The sequence below is a fragment of the Marinomonas sp. CT5 genome, from assembly GCF_018336975.1.
Taxonomy (GTDB): Bacteria; Pseudomonadota; Gammaproteobacteria; order Pseudomonadales; family Marinomonadaceae; genus Marinomonas.
Genome location: NZ_CP025572.1, coordinates 2,305,325 through 2,320,787, shown reverse-complemented (window position 1 = coordinate 2,320,787; position 15,463 = coordinate 2,305,325). Strand labels below are relative to the sequence as shown.

16 protein-coding genes are annotated in these 15,463 nt (G+C 41.4%); 6 read left to right on the top strand and 10 right to left on the bottom strand.

From position 1 onward, the window contains the following. The 4 genes from ruvA to C0J08_RS10830 all read right to left on the bottom strand — a co-directional run bounded on the left by ruvA (position 1) and on the right by C0J08_RS10830 (position 3,768). Positions 1-603: a Holliday junction branch migration protein RuvA gene (gene ruvA, locus C0J08_RS10845; protein WP_212656146.1), complete on the bottom strand. Its 603-nt coding sequence runs from the start codon at positions 601-603 to the stop codon at positions 1-3. Further along, on the bottom strand, positions 600-1,157 hold the full coding sequence (gene ruvC / locus C0J08_RS10840) for a crossover junction endodeoxyribonuclease RuvC (protein WP_212656145.1): 558 nt from the start codon (positions 1,155-1,157) through the stop codon (positions 600-602). Before ruvC ends, ruvA begins: the two co-directional genes overlap by 4 nt. Positions 1,158-1,316: 159 nt before the next feature. Further along, positions 1,317-3,086, bottom strand: a complete 1,770-nt coding sequence (gene aspS / locus C0J08_RS10835; RefSeq protein ID WP_212656144.1) for an aspartate--tRNA ligase — start codon at positions 3,084-3,086, stop codon at positions 1,317-1,319. A gap of 187 nt (positions 3,087-3,273) precedes the next feature. Further along, positions 3,274-3,768 carry a GreA/GreB family elongation factor gene (locus tag C0J08_RS10830; RefSeq protein ID WP_212656143.1) on the bottom strand — a complete coding sequence of 165 codons (495 nt, stop codon included), beginning with the start codon at positions 3,766-3,768 and terminating at the stop codon, positions 3,274-3,276. 237 nt (positions 3,769-4,005) lie between these two features. Between C0J08_RS10830 and C0J08_RS10825 the strand changes: the two genes are divergently transcribed. Continuing rightward, a complete protein-coding gene (locus tag C0J08_RS10825) occupies positions 4,006-4,746 on the top strand; it encodes a siderophore-interacting protein (protein WP_212656142.1) in 741 nt (246 codons plus the stop codon). Between the two features lie 58 nt (positions 4,747-4,804). On the opposite strand, the gene cysN is transcribed toward C0J08_RS10825, so the two are convergent. From cysN to C0J08_RS10810, 3 genes are all read right to left on the bottom strand, one after another. Further along, positions 4,805-6,418, bottom strand: a complete 1,614-nt coding sequence (cysN, locus tag C0J08_RS10820) for a sulfate adenylyltransferase subunit CysN (protein WP_212656141.1) — start codon at positions 6,416-6,418, stop codon at positions 4,805-4,807. Between the two features lie 18 nt (positions 6,419-6,436). Further along, positions 6,437-7,342 (bottom strand): sulfate adenylyltransferase subunit CysD, encoded by a 906-nt coding sequence (gene cysD / locus C0J08_RS10815; RefSeq protein ID WP_212656140.1) that lies wholly within the window; start codon positions 7,340-7,342, stop codon positions 6,437-6,439. 228 nt (positions 7,343-7,570) lie between these two features. Beyond that, positions 7,571-8,494 (bottom strand): hypothetical protein, encoded by a 924-nt coding sequence (locus C0J08_RS10810; RefSeq protein ID WP_212656139.1) that lies wholly within the window; start codon positions 8,492-8,494, stop codon positions 7,571-7,573. 159 nt (positions 8,495-8,653) lie between these two features. On the opposite strand from C0J08_RS10810, the gene C0J08_RS10805 reads away from it, so the two are divergent. Then, the gene (locus tag C0J08_RS10805) at positions 8,654-9,238 is read left to right on the top strand and encodes a superoxide dismutase (RefSeq protein WP_212656138.1); all 585 of its coding nucleotides are present in this window, start codon (positions 8,654-8,656) and stop codon (positions 9,236-9,238) included. A 72-nt stretch (positions 9,239-9,310) separates the two neighbouring features. Here C0J08_RS10805 and C0J08_RS10800 read toward each other — a convergent pair whose 3' ends face one another. Beyond that, positions 9,311-9,763, bottom strand: coding sequence for a tellurite resistance TerB family protein (locus C0J08_RS10800; protein WP_212656137.1), 453 nt, complete (start codon positions 9,761-9,763; stop codon positions 9,311-9,313). Continuing rightward, on the bottom strand, positions 9,748-10,227 hold the full coding sequence (locus C0J08_RS10795; RefSeq protein WP_212656136.1) for a DUF6942 family protein: 480 nt from the start codon (positions 10,225-10,227) through the stop codon (positions 9,748-9,750). The genes C0J08_RS10800 and C0J08_RS10795 overlap by 16 nt, the downstream gene beginning before the upstream one ends. 213 nt (positions 10,228-10,440) lie before the next feature. Here C0J08_RS10795 and C0J08_RS10790 point away from each other — a divergent pair, with 213 nt between their 5' ends. The 4 genes from C0J08_RS10790 (at position 10,441) to C0J08_RS10775 (ending at position 13,674) form a co-directional block, all read left to right on the top strand. Next, entirely contained in the window at positions 10,441-10,839 is a 399-nt protein-coding gene (locus C0J08_RS10790; protein ID WP_212656135.1) for a YeeE/YedE family protein, read from the top strand. A 12-nt stretch (positions 10,840-10,851) separates the two neighbouring features. Further along, entirely contained in the window at positions 10,852-11,271 is a 420-nt protein-coding gene (locus tag C0J08_RS10785) for a DUF6691 family protein (RefSeq protein ID WP_212656134.1), read from the top strand. A gap of 266 nt (positions 11,272-11,537) precedes the next feature. Beyond that, positions 11,538-12,704, top strand: a complete 1,167-nt coding sequence (locus C0J08_RS10780; RefSeq protein ID WP_212656133.1) for a type III PLP-dependent enzyme — start codon at positions 11,538-11,540, stop codon at positions 12,702-12,704. A gap of 127 nt (positions 12,705-12,831) precedes the next feature. After that, complete coding sequence (locus C0J08_RS10775) at positions 12,832-13,674, top strand: MOSC domain-containing protein (RefSeq protein ID WP_212656132.1); 843 nt, start codon at positions 12,832-12,834, stop codon at positions 13,672-13,674. Between the two features lie 78 nt (positions 13,675-13,752). Here C0J08_RS10775 and C0J08_RS10770 read toward each other — a convergent pair whose 3' ends face one another. Then, positions 13,753-15,339, bottom strand: a complete 1,587-nt coding sequence (locus C0J08_RS10770; RefSeq protein ID WP_212656131.1) for an ABC-F family ATPase — start codon at positions 15,337-15,339, stop codon at positions 13,753-13,755. Between the last annotated feature and the right edge of the window lie 124 nt (positions 15,340-15,463).

The window sequence follows — 15,463 nt, the reverse complement described above, 5'->3', positions numbered from 1 at the left end:
TTATTTCCTCAGCATTCCTTTCAGCGCAGCCTTAATGACATCTTCACTATTTGATGCGTCTACAGGAACACTCGCTATCGCCTTAGCAGCCTCTTGAGGCTTGTAGCCAAGTGATATTAGTGCCGCTTCAGCCTCTTGCCTTGGGTCGGCTTGCACTTGACGCAATACAGCTGGTGCAGTAAACAAGTCGGTTTTAGCGGCTTGGCCAAGTTTATCTCTTAATTCAATAATTAAACGCTCTGCTGTTTTCTTTCCAACCCCTGGAATACGAGTTAAGGCCGTTACATCAGATTCTTGTACATTATTTATTAGCTCTTCTGAAGACATACTAGATAAGATTGCTAGCGCCATTTTGGGGCCTATGCCATTCACTTTTATCAGCACTCTAAATAAAGCACGCTCATTTTTATCTATAAAACCATAAAGCGTATGAGAGTCTTCTTTAACAAGTAAGTGTGTATACAGAGTGACTTGCCCGCCGATTTGGGGCAAATCGTAGATGGTGGTCATTGATGCACTTATTTCATAGCCTATACCACCCACGTCAACCATCAATTCTGGTGGTGTCTTTTCTACCAAAGTGCCGACAATACGTCCGATCACAAAGTTTTCCTTACATTTAGTTCTGTCCAACGCTTAGAAGCGCGCCCTGCTCTTTTTCCGACACCATACTCTAAACCACCGGAGGTCCGGCTATTAGCATGACATAAAGCAATAGCTAAAGCATCAGCGGCATCCGCTTGGGGCTTGGAAGTCAGGTTCAGTAAAAGCTGAACCATCATCTGCACTTGGGTTTTATCGGCGTTACCATTTCCCACAACAGACTGCTTAACGCGTCGAGCAGCATATTCGTGTACAACCAACTCTTGAAGTGAAGCGGCGACAATGGCCGCGCCCCTAGCTTGACCCAGTTTTAATGCTGAATTGGCATTTTTTGCTAAAAACACTTCTTCGATAGCAAATTCATTCGGCTTATATTCTTCCAATAAAGCAGAAACATTTTGAAAAATATGCTTAAGACGAACTGATAACACTTCATCGGGCAGCCGTATGCAACCGCTATTAACATAAAAGGATTTACCATTTATAACATCAACGATTCCAAAGCCTGTAATTCTTGACCCTGGATCAATTGCTAATATTCTAGTCGTGGGCATAATTTAGTGCCTTATATAATAACTGTATATTTCAACAGCCCTTTACAAAGTATGCAATGCTAAATCATAAAAAAGGCCGCTAATAAGCGGCCTTTTACATTTTTCTTTCATTCCCTAAACATAACTTACTGTTTTACAATAAGTTTAAGAAATTTTCAATTATTCAACGATAGGTTTTCTAACTCGAATATTCAACTCTTTTAGTTGTTTTTCACTCACTTCACCTGGCGCTTGAGTCAGCAAACACGTAGCACTTTGTGTTTTAGGGAAAGCGATAACATCACGGATTGAATTCGAGCCCGTCATCAACATGACAAGTCGATCAAGACCGAATGCCAAACCACCGTGTGGCGGCGCACCGTATTTCAATGCATCGAGCAAGAAGCCAAATTTCTCTTCTTGTTCTTCTTTGCTGATATTCAACAACCCGAAGACAGTTTCCTGCATTGAAGGCTGGTGAATACGAATAGAACCACCACCAAGCTCGGTACCATTAAGCACCATATCGTATGCCTGTGACAATGCACTCAAAGGGTTCGCCTTAAGGTCTTCTGGTGAACAAGAAGGCGCTGTAAATGGATGGTGAATAGCTGTAATACCGCCGTCACCTGTTTCTTCAAACATAGGGAAATCAACCACCCACAGAGGCGCCCATTTGCAAGTATAAAGATCCAAGTCTTCACCCAATTTGCAACGTAGAGCACCAAGAGCTTCGTTTACGACTTTCGCTGAATCTGCACCAAAGAAGATTAAATCACCGTCTTCTGCCTCAAGGCGCTCCAATAAAGCGGCACGAACCTCTACTGGCAAGAATTTAACAATTGGTGATTGCAGACCTTCTTCAAGGTTAGATTTATCATTAACCTTAATATAAGCCAAACCTTTCGCACCATAGATAGATACGAATTTGGTGTAATCATCAATTTGCTTACGAGTCAGCGAGTTACCACCAGGCACTTTAAGAGCTGCAACACGACCTTTAGGATCAGTAGCCGGACCAGAGAACACTTTAAAGTCAACACCAGCCATCAAGTCAGAAACAGTAACAATGGTTAATGGAATACGTAGGTCTGGTTTATCACTACCGTAGGTTTCCATTGCTTCTGAATAAGGCATACGAGGGAAAGTTCCCAAATCGATATCCATTAACTCTTTAAACAAGCCAACAATCATATCTTCCGTCATGGCCATGATTTCTTGCTCACTCATGAATGACGTTTCAATGTCTACTTGAGTAAACTCTGGCTGACGATCGGCACGTAAATCTTCGTCGCGGAAACATTTGGCGATTTGGTAATAACGGTCAAACCCTGAAACCATTAATAGCTGTTTAAATAACTGAGGTGATTGAGGAAGCGCAAAAAAGCTACCTTGCTGAGTACGGCTTGGAACCAAATAGTCGCGTGCACCTTCAGGTGTTGCACGGGTCAAAATTGGTGTTTCAATATCCAAAAAGCCATTATCGTCTAAATAGCGACGTAATACTGAAGTTACCTTTGAACGGAAACGCATTTTTTGCTGAATTTCAGGACGGCGTAAATCGATAAAACGATTTTTTAGACGTACATCTTCACCAACAGATTGATGCTCATCCAATTGAAATGGTGGCGTTTGTGCAGCATTAAGAATTTCAAGCTCAGTGCCCAATACTTCAATTTCACCCGTGTTCATATTTGGGTTGACCGTACCTTCGGGACGAGCACGAACCAATCCTTTCAGTTTAACAACAAACTCATTACGAACACTGTCAGCAAGAGCAAAGCTCTCTGCGCGATCTGGATCGAAAACAACTTGGGTTATACCTTCGCGATCACGAACGTCTAAGAAAATAACACCGCCGTGGTCACGGCGACGATGTACCCAACCGCATAGGGTAATTTCTTGTGAAATATTAGAAGCATTTAACTCGCCGCAATAATGGCTGCGCATAATTTCTTTCCTATTACTGTCTCAGTAAGAGAGTGATTTGTTCTTAGAACGTTTTCTATTCGATCAGTAAGGTTTAGTGTTTTAAGCATCGAACAGAAGAACAGAATATTTTAAGGCAAAGCATTATATGCGAACACAGTCAGACTCTCTAGAGCCTGAGACAAATTTGTCCTTTTCAACTGTCGCTTTATGCAATACTGGTTATTTCGTAAGCCGTTTGCTCACCATTTTTCGGTAGTTTCAGTTCATCACCTACCATTTTTCCTAACAGCAACTTACCAACCGGACTAAATGGCGTCACCAGATAGACCGTTTCATCGTTTATTATAATATTGAGACCGCCAGAGCATGGTGACACAAAGAAGTACCTGTTTACTTCACTAGCTGAGTCAAAATTGCTTAATGTAACTAAACTCCACAGATCGACACTATCCTCTTCAGTAAATTCAACAAGCTGTTTTTTATGGAAAACAAGCCAGTCTTTTTCACACTCAACCACTCTCTGAGATTGGCCATGTGCTAGATATGAGGCCTCTAAGCCGAATGTGTCGTATTTGTTTTCAGCAATACTCTCTTCATTTGTGGCCGCTTCATGGGCCTGATTAGCCGCCCATTTTGCATTTTCATAACGCTTCAACAACGTGGCCGTTATTGTTTTGTATACGTCACTTTTATTCATCACCTTCATGTCCATTCACTTTTACTGCAGCATTGTAATGCTTCACTCTACTAAGAGCACCACCTCCACAACACTAAGAATCAAACTGAATAGTCATTGTATTTTGCAACAGAGAGAATATAGTTGACCATGTCAATTATATTCTTTTATTTTGATAATCATTCTCACATAAGAAATTACCTCAAATCCAATAATCAAATCCGTTAGGTATACTAAGACGCCCTAACGTAAGGGACCAAAATGAGCAAATTGCAACCTCGCGAACTCACCGTTATTCGTAAGACCAACATAACAAAAAACATGCTTCGCATTACACTAGGCGGCATGAATATTCACACCATACCTGATGACCAAGAAAGTGCTTATGTTAAGTTAATTTTTCCAAGCAAAGATCAAAAACCATTAATGAGAACTTACACTATTCGTCATCAACGAAAAGATGAAATAGATATCGATTTTGTTCTGCATAAGGACGGCGGCCCAGCCTCTTCTTGGGCTCTACATTCTCAACCCAATGACACTATTCTTGTTGGAGGTCCCGGCCCCAAAAAACAGATTGATAAATCCGCTGAGTGGATGTTATTTGTTGGCGATATGACCGCCCTGCCGGCCATTAGCGTGTCCTTAGAAAAGTTACCTCAAAACAGCAAAGGTTACGCTGTTTTGGAAGTGATTTCTGGGGAGGATATTCAGCCATTGAAACACCCGGATGGTATCGACATAAAATGGATCATTAACGCCCAGCCAGGTGAGAAAGATAGCTTATTACTAGAGCACGTTAAGTCATTAAATTTGCCCGAAGACAACATTTCTGCTTGGGTGGCCTGCGAATTTAGCAGCATGAAGTCTCTGCGTTCTTATTTAAAAAATGAGCTAAGAATCAAGAAAGAGAATTTGTATATTTCTAGTTATTGGAAACATGGAAATAATGAAGACCAGCATAAGAAAGTGAAGCAAATTGATGCTGAAGAAATGGCTTAGTCTTTAGTCGAAAAAAAACAGCTCAAGGCTGTTTTTTTTTCGACTAAAAGTTTATGCCTTAAAGCTGAACGCTTTCTGCAATCAAGTCCACAACTTCCTCAAGAGTCGCTTCAACAATTTCAGAATCTGCTACTGCGGTGTCTGCCACCAACAAAGCAACGCCAGTCTGTCGAATTAAGGCCGCTTCTTGAGCTGTCGCGTCTGCTTTTACTAAAGACACAACGCCTTTTCGCAACAAAAGACGTTCAAGAGCGTGACCTTGCTTCAAGACACTATCTGCTAAAGCAATGACAGCGGGTTTCTGCCCGAGTCTTGCTGCACGATCTTCTGCACTAACAATCGTGTCTTGATCCAGCTCTGCCACAGCTTCTTCAACCATGCCAGCACCCACGGTTACATTGGTCAAGCGATCAATGATGATCAATGCTCCAGTGAAGCGACTGTCTGTGTATTCATCAAACGCCACCGGTGCATCAAACTGTATAACCGCATCGCCAATACCGTTTAACTCCAATGAGTCAATATCACTCACTTCAAGCGTATTTACATCAATACGGTGATTAAAATGATGCACCTTACCCGGAACCGTTTGTGTGCCTAGCTTAAAGTCGTATAACTTACCTGGCACCAATGGCTGGTCTGCCATCCAAACAATAGAAGATCGAAGCGTTGATGCAATAAGTGACTCTTGACCAACATGTGACAACATGTCACCGCGACTGATATCTATTTCATCTTTCAATGTAATGGTGACCGCTTGACCTGCTTTAGCGCTATCAAGATCCCCATCAAATGTAACCACTCTATCTACTGTTGACTGTTTACCAGAAGGTAAAGCCACCACTTTATCGCCAGGCTTTACAACACCGGCAGCAATGGTTCCAGAGAAGCCACGAAAATCTAAGTTCGGACGATTGACATACTGAACAGGCAATCGGAAAGCATCACGCTTAACATCACGATTTATCTGAACGGTTTCCAAAATTGACATCAGTGGACCACCTTGATACCAAGGCGTACTTTCTGACGCATTCACCACGTTATCACCGCGCAATGCGGACATTGGAACAAAGTAAATATCTTCAGGCTTGCGATCGCCAAGTTGATCAACAAATTTCAAATAGTCATCTTTGATCTGGTTAAACTTCTCTTCAGAGAACTCAACCAAATCCATTTTATTGATCGCGACCACAACGTGCTTAATGCCTAACAAGGAAGCAATATAGCTATGACGACGTGTTTGAGTTTGCACACCATAGCGAGCGTCAATCAGAATAATAGCGAGGTCACAAGTGGACGCACCTGTTGCCATATTACGAGTATATTGCTCATGCCCTGGCGTATCGGCAATGATAAACTTACGCTTTTCAGTGGAAAAATAACGGTAAGCCACATCGATAGTGATGCCCTGCTCACGCTCAGCTTGAAGGCCATCAACCAACAAAGCCAAATCAACTTCTTCACCCTGTGTACCAGATTTTTTACTATCACGTTTTACGGCATCTAAATGATCTTCGTAGATCAATTTTGAGTCATGAAGTAAGCGGCCGATGAGTGTACTTTTTCCATCGTCAACATTGCCGCAAGTAAGAAGACGCAATAAGTCTTTTTCTTCATGTTGTTTCAAATAACCAAGTATGTCTTGGCTGATCAATTCTGATTGGTGAGACATTCTTTCTTTACTCCAAACTTAGAAATAGCCTTGTTTTTTCTTCTCTTCCATTGACCCAGATGAATCGTGGTCAATCATTCGCCCTTGACGCTCTGAACTTTTTGTCAGCAACATCTCCTGAATAATTTCAGGTAGTGTAGCGGCTTCGGACTCAACCGCCCCCGTCAATGGGTAACAGCCTAGCGTACGGAAACGAACAGACTTCATCTCAGGCACTTCACCGTTTAAAGGCATGCGCTCATCATCCACCATGATCAAAGTGCCATCACGTTCGACTACAGGACGTTTTGCAGAAAAGTACAAAGGCACAATTGGAATGCTTTCTAAATAAATGTATTGCCAAATATCCAACTCAGTCCAATTAGACAAAGGGAACACACGGATGCTCTCGCCTTTATTTACTTTGCCGTTATAAATATTCCACAGCTCTGGACGTTGGTTTTTTGGGTCCCAACGATGTTGTTTATCTCGGAAAGAATACACACGTTCTTTGGCGCGAGATTTTTCTTCATCACGGCGCGCTCCACCAAAAGCAGCATCAAAACCGTATTTGTCTAGCGCTTGCTTAAGACCTTGTGTCTTCATCACATCGGTATGCTTTGAGCTACCGTGTGTAAAAGGTCCAATGCCTTGCTCTATACCTTCTTGGTTTTGGTGAACGATTAATTCCAAACCAAGCTTGGCAACTAATTCATCACGGAAGGAGATCATTTCTTTAAACTTCCAGCCTGTATCCACGTGCATTAGAGGGAACGGTGGTTTGCCTGGATAGAATGCTTTCATAGCAAGGTGCAGCATTACCGCTGAGTCCTTACCAATAGAATAAAGCATTACAGGGTTATCAAATTCAGCAGCAACCTCACGTATAATGTGAATACTTTCGGCTTCTAGCTGTTTTAAGTGAGTAAGTCTTGCCTCTGTCATAATCTCTCATCTCTGTTGTCAGGCTTCAGCATTTTTTGAACTATAGCATGCCTTTAGGTTATAAAAACCAACCTATCTAGACTTTAGTAGAATATGCATATTAAAAAAGGCTTATAACTAAAACCTTTATACGAATAAAAGAGAAAGATCTTAAAGTTCTAACTAAAGGAATACAAAACAAAAAAAGGCCGATAAATCGGCCTTTTAGAATCTCTCAGAAAAAATAGATTACTGGGAGTTTAGCTGCTGCTCCAGCATGAGCTGATTAATCTGCTTACGTAAACGAATAATTTCACCATTAACTTGAATTCTGAAGGCATCACTTGAATCAATTGCATCTTGGTGCTTGGCGAGTGTTTTCTGAATACTCTCTACATCAGCAGATCCAGTATCACTAACCTTTTTATCAAGTGCATTCACTTTCTTTTGCAGAACACTTAAATCTTGTAGAACTTGATCCAAGCTCAGAGCCTGTGCCTCATTTTGTCCCACTTGCTTAGCTATTGTATTTTCAGCCGACTCTAATTGCTTAGCTTGAGCATCTTGAGTAGATGCCAGCGCTTTAACAGTTTGATCAATAGAAGCAACAGTAGGTACCAATTTGTTATACCCTGCCTCTACTTCATTAAACGCCTCCGCTTGGACCGCAATACGTTTTGACTGAGTGGATACTGAGTCTCGCAATAAAGAAAGCTTCTTTTGTAGCTCTTTAATCGCATCATCATTTCTTGCTATCGATTTTCTATTCGTATCGTAAGAGACACCCCAAAGCTTTCTGATTTCACTATCGTGATTCTTCAGTGTTTCTTCTAGAGTTTCACCCTGTTTATTTGCTGACACATCCGCTGCTAAGAGCTGATGGTCTAAATTCTGTATCTCACTTTTAGCACCATATAACTCATTACGTAATTGCATATTCTGTTGCCATAACCAATACATGGCACCAGCAGAAGCAACCAAAATGAGTATTAATAAAATATAAATGCCCGCTAGGTTAGGTTTCTTGTGAACAATTGTGGGAGCATGAGCCGGTTTTGTAGGTGTTGGATTAACGGGACCTTTCGGGGCCGCTGCACTTACTGGCTTTCTTTCGCTGACTTCATCTTGATCCAGAGTCAGGCTTGGGATCTCAATATCATCGTCTCTACGCATGGATAATCTTAATATAGTCGCTATTTATAAAAATTATGGAAAATCATTAGTGAACACACCTAAATAATATTATCTTAGGTTGTTCAGTGCTACTATATAAGCACCATTAACTGCTTGATAACAAGCATTTTTCGTTAATACAAAGCAAGGAGAAAAGAAATGGCTTTTGAATTACCCGCTCTTCCTTACGCTAAAGACGCACTTGAGCCTCACATGTCTGTTGAGACTCTTGAGTACCATTACGGCAAGCACCACAACACCTATGTAACTAAATTAAATGGTCTTGTTCCTGGTACTGAATACGAGAACAAATCTTTAGAAGAGATCATTACTTCTGCTCCAGCTGGTGGCGTATTTAACAATGCTGCTCAAATCTGGAACCACACTTTCTTCTGGAACAGCCTAAGCCCTAACGGCGGTGGCGAGCCTACTGGCGCACTTGCTGATGCAATTAACGCAAAATGGGGTTCTTTCGCTGAATTCCAAGAAGCATTTAACGACAAAGCAGTAAACAACTTCGGCTCTAGCTGGACTTGGCTAGTAAAAAATGCTGATGGTTCTCTAGATATCGTGAATACAAGCAACGCTGGTACTCCAATGACTGATGGCCAAACAGCTATCATCACTGTGGATCTATGGGAACATGCTTACTACATTGATTACCGCAATGTACGTCCAGATTACCTTAAAGGTTTCTGGGCTCTTGCAAACTGGGAGTTCGCAGCGGCTAATTTTGCAGCATAATTTTACTGCTCTATTGGTTTAGAGCAGCAAAAAAGACCAGTCATAAAAAAACGCGGCTCTTGCCGCGTTTTTTTATTGAGACTTCTCAGATTTAATCTCTTCTTGTACAAATAATTTAGCCTGAATAAACTCAGAATGTGGCATAAAAAGAAGCTCACTAATTCGTCTAATGCGATGCTCCTCGTGTGAATCAACATCACCATCAGAAAAGGCCACTCGCCACAACGCCTTTAATAACAACATTTTTTGTTCTAACGATGCCGTGTCGTTAATGACTTTAGTAAATTGATATAGATCGTTGGCATCTTCTACACCGGAACGTGCTTCTTCATAAATAATATCAACATCATCTCCCAACTCACTAACTTCACGGAGAAAGCTTTTCACCTCATACTCTTCTTTCGCATCCACTTGGTAGTCGGCCAACATAACCTCCATCAATAGTGATGCTACGGCTTTTTGATATGATATCTGTTCCCCTTGCTCAACAGGCAAAGTAAAGAGATTTTTTAAAGCTTTAAACATTCTTTCTCCAAAATATGCTCACGTAGAGCTTCAATTAAAACATTAGGAAATTGTCGATAATCGAGGTAGGGGCACCAAATGAAAGGTAAACATGCATGGGCAACATGCTTCTCCCCTACAACTTTAGCTGAGCTAAATACTGGACAAACATCACGAAATCTATTGCCAACAATAAAAACAACACCTGAATACTCTTTAATTTGCTCTTCTGAAAAGACGACACCAACACTCTTAAATAAATCGGCATCACGAAACGCCTTCCAAGAAGGGTAATTAGGCACTGTCAATTTTGCCATAATAGTCAATATTTTACGCCAGTGGTTGCCATTCAACTCGACTAAACTAAACACATTAGGCTGCTTTAAAAATGCACTATCATAATTACTGGGCAATATCGGTTTATTTGGCAGCACAAAGATATATTCAGCTTGATCAGCATTGGCTCCCAACCACAATTCATTCATTACAATCTCCTTCATAAGTTACAGAATACAGTGAAGGTATTTTTATTTCTGCTATATCTAGGGTAAAAAGTGTGTAAGTCACCTTAGATCTATGATTTTACAAAACAAACAATCATTTAAAACCATCAAAATTAAGAAACTAGATAATTATATTAGATATTTCTAATTAACTTATATTAGAATAGCTTTATATACACTATGAGGACTCCCAATATGGAAACTATTTTTAACCCCTTAGTAGGCGGGTTGTTAATCGGACTTACTGCTACGTTCTACTTACTTAGTCTAGGTAAAGTGATTGGAATTAGCGGTATTTTATCGCAATTACTCTTTAACAAAGAACGCTTACTACCGTTTTTATTTATTGCAGGACTAATTATTGGCGGCAGTGCTTACGGTACCTTAACCGAACAAACCGTAGCATTTCCGGAAACACGAAGCCCACTTCTTTTAATCCTCTCTGGATTATTAGTTGGTTACGGAACAAGACTAGGTGGTGGCTGCACAAGTGGCCATGGGGTCTGTGGTATATCTCGACTCTCTCCTCGTTCCATTACTGCCACGATAATCTTTATGGTAGCGGCCATTGCTACTGTTGCCGTTGTTAATTAGAGGGAAATATATATGTACGCAATTATTACACTCGCTGCAGGATTATTATTTGGCTTAGGCTTAGCCTTCTCTGAGATGACAAATCCAGCTGTTGTTATTGGTTTTTTAGATATTTTCGGCAATTGGAACCCATCTTTAATCATTGTCATGGCTTCAGCCATTGCAGTGGGTATGGTGGGTTATGCCATTAAGAAAAGAAGCTTAAAGCCGCTTATAGCAAGTAAATGGCAAGTTCCTACCATTCGCCATATTGATTCCAAACTTATCATTGGATCGGTGCTTTTTGGCATTGGTTGGGGGATTAGCGGCTATTGCCCAGGCCCAGGATTAACGGCTCTGGTGAATAATCCAAGTGAAGGTTTTTACTTCGTTGGTGCGTTAATTATTGGTAGTGGAATTCATCATATTCAGACACGCCTGACGCAAAATTAGTTGAGCAATAGACCTCATAAAAAGGAGACTTTTATAGTCTCTTTTTTTTGTTTTAAAATAGTAAAAAAATACTTGACCTGTAGTTCATTGAGCCTTAAATTTCGCCCGCGTCATTGCTGAACATAATCCGCACCGCTTCAACTGCTGCGCTAGTCGCTTAAGGCCTAAGGCCGGATAAGTAACAGCCATAAGTAGGACGGGAAAAGGTAAAGACGTTTACTATTTTAATCGGTTTATGTTTTGCATAATTAAGGAGCTTCGCGCCCATGACTATTGACGTCAATTCTTTTTACACGCCTGAACGTTTTGCACGCTTTAAAGCGTTTGCAGAGACCAAAGAAACCCCTTTCGTTGTCATTGATACTGAAATCATTGATGAAGCTTATAGCGAGCTAACAAAGGGCTTTCCTATTGCGGATATTTTTTATGCGATAAAAGCCAATCCAGCACCAGAGATTCTGACTTTGCTTCGTGATCGTGGGTCTAATTTTGATGTGGCATCACGCTATGAGCTAGACAAACTTTTTGCCATTGGCGGTGTTTCTCCAGAAAGAGTGAGCTACGGCAATACCATCAAGAAAGCAAAAGACGTTCGCTACTTTTATGAAAAAGGCGTTCGCATGTTTGCCACTGACTCTGAAGCCGATTTGCGCAACATTGCAAAAGCCGCTCCGGGGTCACGGGTTTATGTACGAATATTGACGGAAGGGACGGTAACAGCAGACTGGCCTCTTTCTCGTAAATTTGGCTGTCGTCCTGACATGGCTATGGATCTACTTGTATTAGCAAAAGAACTTGGCCTAGTACCATATGGTATTTCTTTCCATGTTGGCTCCCAGCAGCGAGACATCGGTGCATGGGATGCGGCGATAGCGAGTGTTAAAGTTATTTTCGAACGCCTTAAAGAAGAAGATGGCATTGTTTTAGAAATGATCAATATGGGCGGAGGATTCCCGGCCAACTATATTGCCCGTACAAATGACTTAGCAACGTATGCAGAAGAGATTACCCGTTTCTTAGAAGAAGACTTTGGTGCAGAATTGCCACGTATCATTCTAGAACCTGGTCGCTCTTTGATCTCAAACGCCGGCGTTCTAGTAAGTGAAGTAGTTTTGATTTCTCGTAAATCACACACGGCATTAAACCGATGGGTATTTACTGACGTTGGCAAATTTTCTGGCCTGATTGAAACGCTTGATGAATCCATCAAATACCCAATTCATGTCGATAAGGGCGGAGAATTAGAAGAGGTTATTATTGCCGGTCCAACTTGTGATAGTGCCGATATTATGTATGAAAACTACAAATACGGTCTGCCACTAAACTTGGCCATTGGTGATCGTATGTATTGGCTTTCTACCGGTGCTTATACAACCACCTACAGTGCGGTTGAATTTAATGGCTTCCCTCCATTAGCTTCTTATTACTTATAAGACTCACGCTAAAATAGGGTTGAAGCGAAAGCCTCAGAAATTCTCTTTCTGAGGCTTTTTTATTGGAATCGGCTCTACTCTCAGTAATAATACCGTCCAACTAATATAAGCTCTAAAAGGGAATTTTATGTCGTATACCCTAAGTGATCTCTTTATCTACCCAATTAAGTCGATTCAGGGCATCCCTCTAGCCACCAGCCAAGTCGAATTAGCCGGACTTTATAACGATAGACGCTATATGCTTGTAAAGCCCGATGGAGAATTCATTACGGGACGCACGCACCCTAGTCTTACACTCGTTTCAGCTAAGCGTATTGACGAAGAATGTTGGCAACTTTCTCACCCAAACCAGCCAAAGACACTGACTATCTCCCCTGCCTCTTTCTCTCCTAACCATGCTGACGTTTTGATTTGGGATGATTATGTCAATGCTCAACTCGCACAAAAAGACGCTAACACTTGGTTTAGCGAAGTAGCAGGTGAGCCACTAAAACTGGTTTACTTTGGAGAAACCGCGGAGCGTTATACCAGCAGACGCCCAGAAGTGCCTGTCGCTTTTGCCGATGGCTACCCTTTTTTATTGACCACAGAAGCGTCTCTTTTTGAGCTTAATAGAACCTGTCCGAAAGAAATTAAAATGGCGCAATTTCGCCCTAATTTAGTCATTAAAGGCAACGTACCTTTTGAAGAAGACAGCTGGAAACGCATTCGCATAGGTGAAGTGGAGTTTGAAAATGTTAAACCTTGCGTACGATGCATTTTCACGACATTAGACCCCAATACAGCAGAACGTATCGGAAAAGGCGAACCACTAAAAACGCTCGGAAAATTTCGACTCTTAGAGCATCAAGGTGTTACCTTTGGTATTAATATGATTGCGCTAAACACTGGTAACATCCATGTAAATGACTCAGTTGAAGTCTTAGAATATAAAGAACCAGAGGTCTATTCAGATCGACGCAAAGCTTAATTAGCTAATGAGCAGACATAAAAAAAGAAGGCTCATGGCCTTCTTTTTTTAGCAAAAATATACGGCGGTTAGCTTAACTTACGCTTCGATTTTCGCTAAGTATTCATCATACGTTCCGTGGAAGTCGACAATACCGTCACTCGTCACTTCGACAATACGAGTCGCCAATGACGAAACAAACTCACGGTCATGACTGACAAAAATCAAAGTGCCCGGATAATTTTCAAGAGCCAAGTTCAATGATTCGATGGACTCCATATCCATATGGTTAGTTGGTTCATCCATAACCAGAACATTAGGTTTTTGCAGCATTAACTTACCAAACAGCATACGACCTTGCTCACCACCAGACAGTACTTTGACCGACTTTTTGATGTCACTTTGCGAGAATAATAAACGCCCCAAAGTACCTCGAATCACCTGCTCGTCGTCACCTTCCTGACCCCATTGCCCCATCCATTCGATCAGATCCACATCTTTTTCGAATTCGTGTGCATGGTCTTGAGCATAATAACCAATATTTGCATTTTCAGACCATTTAACCTCGCCTTTCGTTAAGTCGGTATCGCCAACCAAACATTTAAGCAAAGTTGTTTTACCAATACCGTTTGGACCGATAACCGCAATGCGCTCACCCACTTCTACCATCATATTCAAACCGCTAAAGATCTCTTCGTCATAGGATTTAGCAACGTCTTCAATTTGAACGGCCATACGATGTAGTTTCTTTTCTTGCTCAAAGCGAATGAATGGGTTCTGACGGCTTGAAGGCTTAACTTCTTCAAGTTGAATCTTATCAATTTGCTTAGCACGAGAAGTGGCTTGTTTGGATTTTGACGCGTTAGCAGAGAAGCGACTAACAAAAGATTTTAGCTCATTAATTTGCGCTTTTTTCTTAGCGTTATCTGATAACAAACGTTCACGAGCTTGAGTGGCCGCCGTCATGTATTCATCATAATTACCAGAGAACAGGCGTAACTCACCGTAGTCTAAATCGGCCATATTGGTACAAACAGAGTTTAGAAAGTGACGGTCATGGGAAATGATGATCATAGTGCAGTTACGCTCAACCAAAACACCCTCTAACCAACGAATCGTGTTGATGTCCAAGTTGTTTGTTGGTTCGTCTAGTAACAAGATATCTGGATCAGAAAACAACGCTTGAGCCAGCAAGACTCGAAGTTTTAAACCTGGAGCAACTTCACTCATCAATCCGTAATGCTGCTCAGTAGGGATTCCTACACCCAGCAATAGCTCACCGGCACGTGCATCGGCTGTGTAGCCATCCATTTCTGCAAATTCCGCTTCAAGATCACCCGCTCGCAAGCCATCTTCTTCCGTCATTTCTGGGTTAGCATAGATGGCATCTTTTTCAGACTTGATCGCCCAAAGTTCTGTGTGCCCCATGATAACGGTATCAATAACAGAGTATTCCTCATAGGCGAATTGGTCTTGCTTTAGTTTACCAAGACGCTCATTTGGATCTTTTGAAACATTGCCTGAACTTGGCTCTAGATCACCACCAAGGATTTTCATGAAAGTGGATTTACCACATCCATTCGCGCCAATAAGACCGTAGCGCTTTCCTTCTCCGAATTTAACAGAGACATTTTCAAAAAGGGGTTTTGCACCAAATTGCATGGTGATATTGGCCGTCGTTAACAAAGTATTCTTCCGTTTTTCATGAGGTAAAAATTGCGCTCTTCGAAGACTAAATCATCAGAGCAAGGTAGATGCGGGCATTATCGCACAAATTGGCTCTACTCTTTAAGGGTGAAAGCCATTATTA

Excerpts from the sequence above, each read along its gene's own strand:
- ruvC (WP_212656145.1), bottom strand. The coding sequence starts at position 1,157 with ATGCCCACGACTAGAATATTAGCAATTGATCCAGGGTCAAGAATTACA.
- aspS (WP_212656144.1), bottom strand. The coding sequence starts at position 3,086 with ATGCGCAGCCATTATTGCGGCGAGTTAAATGCTTCTAATATTTCACAA.
- C0J08_RS10825 (WP_212656142.1), top strand. The coding sequence starts at position 4,006 with ATGAGCAAATTGCAACCTCGCGAACTCACCGTTATTCGTAAGACCAAC.
- cysN (WP_212656141.1), bottom strand. The coding sequence starts at position 6,418 with ATGTCTCACCAATCAGAATTGATCAGCCAAGACATACTTGGTTATTTG.
- cysD (WP_212656140.1), bottom strand. The coding sequence starts at position 7,342 with ATGACAGAGGCAAGACTTACTCACTTAAAACAGCTAGAAGCCGAAAGT.
- C0J08_RS10810 (WP_212656139.1), bottom strand. The coding sequence starts at position 8,494 with ATGCGTAGAGACGATGATATTGAGATCCCAAGCCTGACTCTGGATCAA.
- C0J08_RS10805 (WP_212656138.1), top strand. The coding sequence starts at position 8,654 with ATGGCTTTTGAATTACCCGCTCTTCCTTACGCTAAAGACGCACTTGAG.
- C0J08_RS10800 (WP_212656137.1), bottom strand. The coding sequence starts at position 9,763 with ATGTTTAAAGCTTTAAAAAATCTCTTTACTTTGCCTGTTGAGCAAGGG.
- C0J08_RS10795 (WP_212656136.1), bottom strand. The coding sequence starts at position 10,227 with ATGAATGAATTGTGGTTGGGAGCCAATGCTGATCAAGCTGAATATATC.
- C0J08_RS10790 (WP_212656135.1), top strand. The coding sequence starts at position 10,441 with ATGGAAACTATTTTTAACCCCTTAGTAGGCGGGTTGTTAATCGGACTT.
- C0J08_RS10785 (WP_212656134.1), top strand. The coding sequence starts at position 10,852 with ATGTACGCAATTATTACACTCGCTGCAGGATTATTATTTGGCTTAGGC.
- C0J08_RS10780 (WP_212656133.1), top strand. The coding sequence starts at position 11,538 with ATGACTATTGACGTCAATTCTTTTTACACGCCTGAACGTTTTGCACGC.
- C0J08_RS10775 (WP_212656132.1), top strand. The coding sequence starts at position 12,832 with ATGTCGTATACCCTAAGTGATCTCTTTATCTACCCAATTAAGTCGATT.